The 9,864-nt window shown below is 67.8% G+C and carries 10 protein-coding genes and 2 pseudogenes; 7 read left to right on the top strand and 5 right to left on the bottom strand.

Annotated elements, in window-relative coordinates:
- Window positions 1-17: 17 nt before the first annotated feature.
- A complete protein-coding gene (locus AB0D08_RS27495; RefSeq protein ID WP_359892503.1) occupies window positions 18-491 on the top strand; it encodes a hypothetical protein in 474 nt (157 codons plus the stop codon).
- A gap of 93 nt (window positions 492-584) precedes the next feature.
- Here AB0D08_RS27495 and AB0D08_RS27490 read toward each other — a convergent pair whose 3' ends face one another.
- From AB0D08_RS27490 to AB0D08_RS27480, 3 genes are read right to left on the bottom strand one after another with little or no spacing between them, the layout of a single operon-like run.
- Complete coding sequence (locus AB0D08_RS27490) at window positions 585-1,910, bottom strand: tyrosine-type recombinase/integrase (RefSeq protein WP_359892500.1); 1,326 nt, start codon at window positions 1,908-1,910, stop codon at window positions 585-587.
- Window positions 1,910-2,095, bottom strand: a complete 186-nt coding sequence (locus AB0D08_RS27485; RefSeq protein ID WP_359892497.1) for a helix-turn-helix domain-containing protein — start codon at window positions 2,093-2,095, stop codon at window positions 1,910-1,912. Before AB0D08_RS27485 ends, AB0D08_RS27490 begins: the two co-directional genes overlap by 1 nt.
- Window positions 2,092-3,813: a replication initiator gene (locus tag AB0D08_RS27480; RefSeq protein ID WP_359892494.1), complete on the bottom strand. Its 1,722-nt coding sequence runs from the start codon at window positions 3,811-3,813 to the stop codon at window positions 2,092-2,094. Before AB0D08_RS27480 ends, AB0D08_RS27485 begins: the two co-directional genes overlap by 4 nt.
- 352 nt (window positions 3,814-4,165) lie before the next feature.
- On the opposite strand from AB0D08_RS27480, the gene AB0D08_RS27475 reads away from it, so the two are divergent.
- From AB0D08_RS27475 to AB0D08_RS27450, 6 genes are all read left to right on the top strand, one after another.
- Complete coding sequence (locus tag AB0D08_RS27475; RefSeq protein WP_359892491.1) at window positions 4,166-4,546, top strand: winged helix-turn-helix domain-containing protein; 381 nt, start codon at window positions 4,166-4,168, stop codon at window positions 4,544-4,546.
- 558 nt (window positions 4,547-5,104) lie between these two features.
- Window positions 5,105-6,352 carry a helix-turn-helix domain-containing protein gene (locus AB0D08_RS27470; RefSeq protein WP_359892488.1) on the top strand — a complete coding sequence of 416 codons (1,248 nt, stop codon included), beginning with the start codon at window positions 5,105-5,107 and terminating at the stop codon, window positions 6,350-6,352.
- A gap of 128 nt (window positions 6,353-6,480) precedes the next feature.
- Window positions 6,481-6,894, top strand: a complete 414-nt coding sequence (locus AB0D08_RS27465; protein WP_359892485.1) for a hypothetical protein — start codon at window positions 6,481-6,483, stop codon at window positions 6,892-6,894.
- Complete coding sequence (locus AB0D08_RS27460) at window positions 6,894-7,145, top strand: hypothetical protein (RefSeq protein WP_359892483.1); 252 nt, start codon at window positions 6,894-6,896, stop codon at window positions 7,143-7,145. The genes AB0D08_RS27465 and AB0D08_RS27460 overlap by 1 nt, the downstream gene beginning before the upstream one ends.
- A gap of 210 nt (window positions 7,146-7,355) precedes the next feature.
- Window positions 7,356-7,661 carry a hypothetical protein gene (locus AB0D08_RS27455; RefSeq protein WP_359892480.1) on the top strand — a complete coding sequence of 102 codons (306 nt, stop codon included), beginning with the start codon at window positions 7,356-7,358 and terminating at the stop codon, window positions 7,659-7,661.
- A gap of 15 nt (window positions 7,662-7,676) precedes the next feature.
- Complete coding sequence (locus AB0D08_RS27450; protein ID WP_359892478.1) at window positions 7,677-8,021, top strand: hypothetical protein; 345 nt, start codon at window positions 7,677-7,679, stop codon at window positions 8,019-8,021.
- A 282-nt stretch (window positions 8,022-8,303) separates the two neighbouring features.
- On the opposite strand, the pseudogene AB0D08_RS27445 reads toward AB0D08_RS27450, so the two are convergent.
- Together AB0D08_RS27445 and AB0D08_RS27440 are read right to left on the bottom strand one after the other, a co-directional pair.
- A pseudogene (locus AB0D08_RS27445) lies at window positions 8,304-9,144 on the bottom strand (IS5 family transposase).
- Between the two features lie 268 nt (window positions 9,145-9,412).
- A pseudogene (locus AB0D08_RS27440) lies at window positions 9,413-9,694 on the bottom strand (transposase); the annotation flags it as partial.
- Window positions 9,695-9,864: the final 170 nt, after the last annotated feature.

The following is a 9,864-nucleotide window of genomic DNA, read 5'->3' as shown; positions in this document are numbered from 1 at the left end:
TCCTGCAAGGAGAAAACATGATTCACCTTTCCTTCTCCCTTCCGGAGTCTGCCTCCCCTTGGCGTAGGACCTGGGACGGGGCTAAGCAGGGCGATCCTGCTGGCATCGCAGAGATTGACCTTCGCTACAAGTACTTCGGGGTCAACGTCGAGATGATCGTGGAGGGCGTGGAGATCATCTCGAAGAGAAGGTTTGTGACGCTCGTGGATCTGGCGCTTTCTCTCTCTGGAGTAATCGAGCGAATCTCCCGCGGGGAGGATGCTGCATTCGGTTTCACGGAGAGCGACGAGGTCATTAGACTTCGCCAGGCCGGTGAGAGCATCTCGGTGAGCTCGTCGAAAAAGCAGGAGCAAGCGTCAGTGGCTCGCGATGAGATACTGGCGGAGCTCTCAGAGTTTCTGCGATCGGCGCATTCGCGGCTAATTGAAGAGGTTCCGGAATTGCGCGAAAATCCGGTCATCCGGATGATTGATGCGAGCTCGCAGCCGTAATTTCGGCGAAACTAGATTTCACGCCCAGAGGCCCCGCTGAAGACTCTTCAGCGGGGCCTCTGGGCGTCTTGACGGCAGTAGTTGACGGCAACGTCAGCGGACGGGTGCTGCACAAAGTGGCGGATCGTCGCCTTCAGCGGGCTCGGCGCGGGCGTCTGCCGGGTGCTGGAGGGCGTTGCTGAGAGCGTCGATGGCCTGGCGCTGGAGGCGGAGCCGGACGTGGGCGTACACCGTCGCGGTCACCCCGATATGGGCATGGCCCAACAGTTCCTTGATGACGACGAGTTCGACGCCCTGTTCCAGGAGGAGGGTGGCCGCCGAGTGCCGTAGGTCGTGGAAGCGGATTCGGCGGAGCCTGGCCCGGCGGAGCAGGGCGTTGAAGTGTCGGGTGAGCGTGGCCCCTTCGATGGGGGCTCCGTTGGGCCGGGTGAAGACGTAGCCGCTGTCCTTCCAGTCGGGGCCTGCCGCTTCGCGTTCCTGGCGCTGCTGATCGCGGTGCTGTTCGAGGGGGCGTAGGCATGGCATGGGTAGGGCGATGCGCCGTTCGGAGCTCTGGGTCTTGGTCGGCAGGGCGGTCAGGCCGCTGGAGTTGGTGCGCTGGAGGGTGCGGCGGATGCTGGCGGTGCCGGCGTCGAGGTCGAGGTCTTCCCAGCGGAGGCCGAGGAGTTCGCCCTTGCGCAGTCCGGTGCGCAGGGCGAGTTCGAACAGTGCGTGCAGCCGGTGGCCGTGGGTGGCGGCGAGAAACGCGCGGGCTTCATGGGCGGTGAGGGGTTCGAAGCGGCGGGGTCGGGGTGTGCCCATGCGGACGTTGCGGGCGACGTTGCGGGGGATCTCCTCTTCGCGGACGGCATGTTCCAGGGCGGACTTGAGCACGGAGTGGACGTAGGCCAGGGTCAGCGGGGAGAGGCGCTTGGAGCAGCACTTCCCTGTGGCGCAGCACTGGGGCTGCTCGCGGGCGGCGTCAAGGCCGCGTGCGCAGCACTGGCAGGTGGTGCGGAGCTGGTCGAGCCAGGTACGGACGTCCTTGGCGGTGAGCTTGACGAGCTTCTTCTTGCCGAGGCCGGGGAGCAGGTAAAGGCGGGTGCAGGCGGTGTAGCGGGTGTGAGTGTTCTCGCGGAGCCGGTGGACGGCGACGGTCTCCAGCCAGTAGGTGAGGAACGCCGCGACGCTGCCCTGCGCGGATGGGGCTGGGACTCCGCGGTTGCTGACGGCGATCTTCTCCGTGAGCTTGGCCAGGGCGTCCTTGCGGGTGCTGCCGTAGACGCGGACGCGTTTGCGGGTGTCGCCGACGGCGAGGACGTAGCCAGCGGCTTCCCAGCGGCCGTCCTTGCGCTGGTAGACGGTGCCGTCGCCGTTGGCGCGGACCCTGCGAGAACTGGTCCTGGTGCTGAGGGCGGGGTTGGTTTCGGAGCTGGTCATCAGGCTGCCTCTGCGAGTTGGTGGTGGACGAGGGCGGTCAGAGCGTGAGCAGGGATGCGGCGGGCACGGCCGATGGTGATCGAGACCAGTCGCCGGGTGCGGATGAGGTCGTAGACGGTGGAGCGGCTGATCTTCAGGCGTGCCATGACCTCGGGAACGGTGAGGAGTTCGGCCTCGGCGTTCACGCGACCGCCTCCGCCTGGACAGCGGCGGTGACCGGGCCGGTGGCGTGACCGGCCTGGTCACCGGAGCGCCGCGCATACCGGGGGCGGCGCGGTTGCTCGGGCCGGGGGCGCGGTGTGGTGGCCAGGAGGTCAGCAAGGTGTGCGAGTTCGGGCAGGAGGCCGGTTCCCTCGTACTGCCAGTGCGAGATCACCAGAGTCGTGTCCACGCCGCCGGATCGCCCTTCCTTCGCGCGGTGACCTGCGCGGTGACCGGGGCCGGGGTTGGTGTGCCCGGCGGTCAGGTCATCGCGGTCACTGTGGCGGTCAGTGACCGGCTGGCTCTCACCGGTCGGTTCCTGAGCGGAGTGTCGGCCGACCGTTGCCGGGTCGGGCGGCGTCGAGGCAGAGGTGGCGTCGTCCTGGAGGGTTCGCCAGGTGGTGCGTTCGGCTCGGAGTTGGGTGAGGGTGGTGGAGTAGTGGCGGGTGCGGGTGGAGAAGTGGCCTCGGAAGCCGAGCATGTGGGCCCACTGGCGCAGGCGGAGGTGGGTGTGCTGGGGCTGGGTGCCGAGGTGCCAGGCGGTGTGGATCATGCGGCGGGCGTGGTCGGTGAGGTCGTGCTGGGCGAGTTCGGCGAGGAAGCGCAGGCGGCGGTCGAGGGTGCCGGTGGTGGTTTCGGCGCCCTTGGTGGCGTACTTGGCGATGTAGGCGGCGACGTGGCGGTCGGTGACGGGGGCGTCGCCGGTGAAGTCGGTACTGCGGATCGCGCGGACGTCGATCTGCCGCCCGAACCGGAACACCGGGGGTTCCAGTACCTGCGCCCGGTCAGCCTCCCCAGCCTTGGTGGGGTGTTGGTGCTGGACGCGGGTGCGGTTGGCGGCGGCGCGGATGGCGTGGTCGAGGAGCTGGGTGGTGGCCCAGGCAGGTGGGGTGCTGTTGGGGCCGGTGGGTCCGTCGATGCGGATGACGGTGTGGAAGTGGATCTGGCCGCGCTTTTGGTATTCGGCGACCTTGGCGTAGGAGAGCGTGGCGTGGTGGCGCAGGGTGCGCTGGGTGAGTCCTGCGGCGTGGGCGATCTCGCGGCGCAGGTGGGTGGTGAAGCGGGCCCACAGGGCGGGGGCGTGGGCGTTCCACAGCACCGCGCCGGTGTAGTCGTACCGCTGCGGGTTCAGCGGGGTGCCGAGGAGCGGGTCGCCGTCGGCGTGCCGGGTGCCGCAAGTGCACGGGGTGGCACCGGGTTGGTTGTGGACGGGGCCGAAGCCGGGGGCGGTGAGGGTGGCGAAGACGCGGGGGTGGGTGGCGACGCTAACCGGGACGGTCTTGCCGCCGCGTAGTCCGGCGGCTATGAGCTGGTAGGTGTCGTAGCGGTAGAGGGTGGAGCAGGCGGGGCAGCGGGTGATGCGGCGGTTGCCGCAGCGCACCAGGAGTTCGCCGGCGGGCAGGTGGCGGGTGTCGAGGTGGTCGAGGATCTGGCCGGTGGCGGTGTCCAGGCGGGTGCGGTGTCCGGTCAGGCGGATCGGGCGGGCGCAGCCGCCCAGTGAGCCGATCTGCCGGGCCAGGGGTGCGAGGTGTCCGACGGCGGCGAGCTTGGCCAGCCTGGCGGTCAGCCGCGCCCGGCGTTCCAGCGCCGAGTTCCTGTTCGCGGACGTGTCGGCGCTGCTGGCGAGCGCCGGTGCGGCAAACGCTGTGCTGGCGGGAGTGGAGGTGGTTGCGGGGGTGGGGAGTTGGAGCTGTGCGGGCATGGGGACAGACCTCCGGCAGGAGTCGGGAGAAGAGGAGAGGCGATTGAGGGGCGACCCGGGTGATCGGCGCACGTGGGCACGGTGCGCATGACGGCGGGCGCGGATGGTGGGCCGGGGACGTCTGGCCTGGTCAGCGGCGGTGTTCACCAGCGGTGCGTGAAGGTAGCATCGCTTCACGGGCGCATTCAAGTGCATCCCTCCTCATCTATTTCGGTAGCCGGCGGGGACGCGAGTACTGTGGCCCCGGTCTTCCGTTTTGGACGGGCCGGATTTCGGTGGTAAAGGCGCAGAGAAAGCGGGGTGACCTGCGGTGACGGTGGGGCGGCGGGGACGTAGACCGGCGGGCGGCACGGTGCTGCTGACGTTCGAGGTCATCGCCGAGGCCCTGCGGGAACGGATCCGCTCCGGCGGGCTGAAGCCGGGGGACGCGCTGCCGACGCAGGCCGTGTTGATGGCGGAGTACGGGGCCTCCAGCCTGTCCGTGCAGAAGGCCATGACCCTGCTGAAGCAAGACGGCTACGCAATCTCCCGCCCCGGCAAGGGCGCCTTCGTCGCCCACCCCGACGCCGACGGTGACTCAGGTGACGGGGAGGCGGGGCCCACGCCCGCCGGCGGGACGGCGGCGCGCGTCGAGGCACTGGAGCTGGCACTGGCCGAGACGCTTGATCAGCTCACCGCCCTGCGGGCCCGCGTCGAAGCCCTCGAAGCAGGCGGCACCGAGCGAGGCTGCTGACCCGCCGGCCCCTGGACGGCCTGGGGCTGGAGCTGCGCGTCCAGATTTTCTCTACGAGGTTCAAGGCGGGCCCCGCCCGCTGGAGGTGGCCCGACGTCGCCGACCGACCCAGGGTCGGGACCGGCCCCGAGGTATTCACGGGTGTCGGCGGTCAGCGGTCCGCCGGGTCGTGAGCGGGGCTCGACTGGAGCCCGGTGGGAGCAAGTTGTGGGGTAAGCGCTGCTTACCCCAGCACCGCCCAGGGTCGGAGCAAGTTGTGTCCTATGGACTCCTTGCCCGCGTTGCGGAGCAAGTTGTCGCCTGCGACCGTCCTACGGTCGGATCGCGGGCACAGGGTCGGCCAGGGGTCCGACCCTCCGTTTCCACCGCTGGGCCCGCCGAGGGACCCGTCCCGCTCAGGCCAGCAGCCTGCCGGAGGCTCCCGGCGCCGCGCCGTTCCAGTCAACCGCGTGCCCGGCGCCGCGCGTGGCGGTGGGTCACCGTCTCGGGTGGGTATCTGCCCAGAGAGCCCGGTCAGTTCACCGTCAGGCGTACCGTGGCGCTGGAGGTGGTGAGCAGATGACGATGGAACTCGCGGACAACGTACGCAAATACCGGCGCCGCGCCGGGATGAGCCAGGAGGAACTTGCCCACGCGGCGGGTCTGTCTCCGGCGACCGTCCGGAAGGTCGAGCAGGGCGGAACGGTCCGCATGGAGACGCTTCACGCGCTGGCCCGCGCTCTGGGCATCCCCACGGCGGCACTCGTGGCGTCCGACGCTCCGGAGCCCGTGGGACGGGCGGAGGAGCCGAACCGGCTCAACCTCATCCAGCTTCGTGCCGCGCTCACCCCGGCGGTGGGGCTCGTGGACCAGGACACTGACGCCGTGGGCGAGGAACCGAACCTGCGCGCCTACGCGCGAGCAGTTCGAGACGCGCGGGTGCTGTACTTCTCCGACAGCTATAAGAGCGTCGCCGCCCAACTGCCCGGCCTGTTGCGGGACGCTGCGCGGGCCGTCGCCCACTACGACAGCGGCGAGGAGCACCGGCAAGCTCTGCTCGCCCGCGCCGAGGCGTTGCGCCTGGCCGGCACGTACCTCACTCAGGTGAGGCAGTACGACATTGCCTACACGGCCCTGCGAGGAGCCATCACGGACGCCCGGGCAGGTGGGGACATGCTCGCGGCTGGCTCCGGAGTCGGCTGTATGTGCTGGCTGCTGGTGCGGCAAGGCCGGCTGGAGGAGGCGGAACGGATCGCTGCCCAGAGCATGGACGTGGTGGAGCCGAAGATCACCGGCGCCGAACCGGACCACTACGCGGTGTGGGGCGGTCTGGCCATGGAGGCCGCAGCCGCAGCGGCACGCAACAACCGCCCGGACGAGGCCAAGGCGTACCGCAGGGCGGCGCGGGTGGCGGCAACCGCCGTCGGCACGGCACACCGCAACGTCTCCCGACACTGGTCCGTCTTCGGACCGGTGACCGCCGCCATCAAGGCACTCGAAGATTCCATGGTCGTCGGCGACGCCCGCGCGGTGGTGCGCAAGGCGGGTGAAGAGGTGGAGCTGTCGCCGAAGGCGTGGAAGCGACTGGGCAGGCCCAGCACGAACGACGGGAACCGCTTCACCCTGGACATGGCGCGCGCCCATACGCGAACCGGAGACCTGTCGGCGGCCATGGACGAGCTGACCCGCGCTCGTGAGGCCGCCCCCGAGTGGCTGAGGCACCAGAACTCGGCCGCCGAGACGATGCAGGAGATCCTGAGCAAGCGCAAGCGCACACTGACCAGCGACATGCGCGAGATGGCCGCCCACCTGGGCGTCGTCGGATAGCTGCTACGTAGCGTGGCAGTTCGAGAACCTTGCGTTGCGATCTGCCCTGCTGGGTCCGTGGAATGACGCATGGCCAGGTCGTTACGGTCGCCGTGTCCTGTTCCAGCGACCGAGGCCGGGGATCCACGATGGGCATGCCGAGGAGCGACGCGGACCGTCTGCGTCGCAGGGAGTTGCACGAAGCGGCGTCGGGCATGGCGGGACCCCGCCTGCTGCCATGGACCACCGAGGACGGACGCCCCTGCTACCTGAGCACCGACGGCAAGGGCTACATCTCGACGCTCGCTGACGGCATCGAAACCGTGCAACTCGGCATGGGTCAGGAGCTCCTGGAGTACGCCCGGGGCATCCTGACCCCCGGAGCCAAGGCCCAGTCGGCCATCGAGTACCGCTGGCTCGCCTGCCGGCTGACCGAGGCCCTGTCGGACGCGCTCAGGGTCGCCGAGTCGCGCGGAGAGCGCATCCCGGCGCCACAGGAGGAGGCGGCCGACGAGGGTGAACCTGCGAACGTCAGCCCCCTTGATGGGCAGGGGGAAGGCTGATGGGCAAGGCCACCCGCTACCGCTTCCGCGAGTACCACGTGACCACCGCGACCGAACCCATGGCGCTGCCGACCTTCGAGGCAGTCTGCGTCACAGGCGAAGAACGGGACTGCGCTGCCGCATCCGGTGAGCTACACACCCCAGAGGAGCTGACGCGCTGGATCGCCGGACACTGCGCGCAGACCGGGCACCACTCGTACGAGCAGACCACCCGCACTATCGTCCGCGCCGAGCCCGGAGCTTGGCAGTAGGATCACGCGCGCGGCCGACGACAGCACGACTGGTCTACACCTCTGACGGCAGTAGCGACGGCAACAACCACGGACTTCAGCGCACATCCACGAGCACCGACGGACCGTCAAACCACCGCTGACCTGCGAAAATGCAGGTGGAGAGGGGTCGCGTAGCACACGTACTATGTACTCGCCGGTACGGTGCCCGTACTTGTGCACAATTCAGGATTGTGCACCGAGAAGATCAACAACGTCTTCCATAACCCCAGCGGCAGATCTTCTCAGGATCAGTTTGAATACCACTGGGATAAGCATGCAAAGGGGCGCGGTGTCACGCGTGAGCAGTACCTCCAGGATGCGCACGACTGGGCGACGGGAATCGCCCAGCCAGGAGGGAAGAGGGGGCTCAACGCCAGCCGGGAGACGCTGGCGGACGGTGCGGACGGGATAAAATACGTGGACCCCCAGACAGGTAAGGGCGGGATCATCGGCCCCGACGGCAAGGCTGTAACCTTCTGGTATGGCGCCGACTAATGAGAGGACGAGTTGTTGTCGGATTTCATGGAGAGCTACGCCCTCTGGCGATCCTTGCCGTTTCCCGCCCTGCGCCGCGGCGAGAATCTGTTGCGCGCCGGAGAGAACCTTGCACTCATTCATGGCGACCTAGCTCTCGCCGACGAACATGTGACCCAGGTGATCCTTTTTGTCGACGAGGGGATATTCAGGCCGAGCCGGGCGGACGTCATGGGGTTGCTTGAAGGGGTCATCTCCCGCCTCGAACGATTCGGCGAAAGCATGGCCGCCGAAGAGCGCGAAGTTTTCGATGCTCATTATCGATATGCAGTTTTGCTACATCAAATATATGCAGAATTTCTGCACATAGGGGCTCCGTAGCCTGCCGCCTGACCGACATGGAATAACAATGATCCGCCCACACGTGTGGGCGGATCATTGTTTCTACTGGATCCTTTGTGTGTGCGGCGTGATTGCAGGTCGTGTCGTCGAGCTTCCCGTCTCTCCAAATCGAAAACTGATCTCTGACGCGACGCTTGGTCGCCCGGCGAGGCGGAGTCCCGGTCGACAACGGCCAGCGATAACACAGAGGCCCCACCAGAATGACGTCCTGGTCGGGCCCCTGTGGTGTCTGACTGGGCGTTTCGTCCCTGAGTCTCGGACTCATGTTCCGCGCCAGGTTGGGGTTGATTCGCCGGTGAGTCGGCGGGTCAAGAGGTTGATCATCGCGACGTGAACCATGGCTTCGGAGCGTGCGGGAAGGGCTTCGTAGTCGCGGGCCAGCCTGCGGTGGTTCATCAGCCAGCCGAAGGTGCGCTCGACGACCCAGCGGCGGGGTTGGACGACGAATCCCCTGGTCGAGGGGTCGCGGCGGACGATCTCGACATCGATGCCGAGCCTGGCTCCGTGTTCGACGACGGCGTTCTTGTATCCCATGTCGGCCCAGGCCTTACGGATCCCGGGATGGTCTGCGGCCACGGTCGTCAGCAGGTGGCGGCCGGCGGTGCCGTCCTGCACGCTTGCGGCCGTGACCAGTACCGCGAGCAGGAGACCGAGGGTGTCCACCACGATGTTCCGCTTCCTGCCCGCGATCTTCTTCCCAACATCGATGCCCTGGGTGGCGGCGGGGACGTTGGCGGAGGTCTTGACGCTCTGGGAGTCGATGATGCACGCAGTCGGTTCGGGATCGCGGCCTTCGGCGGTGCGTAGCAGGCGTCGAAGGAGGCCGTTGAGTCGCTCGAATACGCCTTCCTTCTGCCAGCGCGCAAAGTAGGCGTAGACGGTTTCCCAGGGCGGGTAGTCGTGTGGGAGGTAGCGCCAGGGGATGCCGGTGCGGTCGACGTAGAGGATCGCGTCGAGGAGATCGCGCAGGTCGTGCTCGGGTAGCTGGCCGAAGGCCAGGGCACGGGCTGCGCGCTCCTGGCGCCAGGCGGTCAGGGTGGGTTCGACCAGGGCCCAGCGGGCGTCGGAACAGGTCGCTCGGATACGGTCGACGATCCGTCATACCGACGGCATACTGCGGAATCACGCCTCCGCCCAGAGACCGCCGGATCCAGAGGACAATCGTGCTTGAGCCCGACTTCTTGGGATGAGACAGGACGCAGTACGCAGTTCCGATGGACACCCGTGCGCAGGCAGCGCTCCCGGCGCATCAGACCCTGGAGTACGCGGAGAAGAGCCAGCCGAGCAGTCCGAAAATCGGCATCAACGGGTGCTTCCGGGAGCTAACACAAAGCTCGGACGCGCCTGTAGGTGATCAGGCAGCAGGCCAGCTGCAGCTCGGTCAGCAGCACCTGGTGCAGCCGGTCCCATACGCCGGCCTCGGGCCAGTCCCGCAGGCGGCGCCAGCACGTCATCCCCGAACCGAAGCCCAACTCCTGCGGCAGCCACTCCCACTGGATGCCCGTGTGCAGCGCGAACAGAATTCCCTGCAGGCACCCGCGATCATCCAGCGGCAGGCGCCCCGGATTGCGTGACCGGCGGTGCCGCACCGGCAGCAACGGCTCGATACGCGCCCACAGATCGTCCGACACCACCCACGGCGGCCCCTTCAGCTTCCCCACGGATGGACCAACGAGCAGACCGTCAAGCAGACATGGCCACACCAGAGCTTTGTGTTAGCTCCTCTAAGAAGCCATCTCATTTGGGCTTGTAGGCTGCTCTCGTGACGATCGTGGAGCGGCTGGTACCGGACGAGTTGTGGGAGCTGTTCCAGCGGGTGGTG

This window comes from Kitasatospora sp. NPDC048540 (assembly GCF_040651175.1).
In the GTDB taxonomy this organism is placed as follows: domain Bacteria; phylum Actinomycetota; class Actinomycetes; order Streptomycetales; family Streptomycetaceae; genus Kitasatospora.
Note: the sequence above shows the minus strand (reverse complement) of the source record. Positions and strands in the feature narration are given on the sequence as shown.

Bases quoted from the DNA above. Each gene is read 5' to 3' on its own strand.
- AB0D08_RS27480 (WP_359892494.1), bottom strand. From the start codon at position 3,813: ATGCCCGCACAGCTCCAACTCCCCACCCCCGCAACCACCTCCACTCCC.
- AB0D08_RS27465 (WP_359892485.1), top strand. From the start codon at position 6,481: ATGGGCATGCCGAGGAGCGACGCGGACCGTCTGCGTCGCAGGGAGTTG.
- AB0D08_RS27490 (WP_359892500.1), bottom strand. From the start codon at position 1,910: ATGACCAGCTCCGAAACCAACCCCGCCCTCAGCACCAGGACCAGTTCT.
- AB0D08_RS27470 (WP_359892488.1), top strand. From the start codon at position 5,105: ATGACGATGGAACTCGCGGACAACGTACGCAAATACCGGCGCCGCGCC.
- AB0D08_RS27495 (WP_359892503.1), top strand. From the start codon at position 18: ATGATTCACCTTTCCTTCTCCCTTCCGGAGTCTGCCTCCCCTTGGCGT.
- AB0D08_RS27460 (WP_359892483.1), top strand. From the start codon at position 6,894: ATGGGCAAGGCCACCCGCTACCGCTTCCGCGAGTACCACGTGACCACC.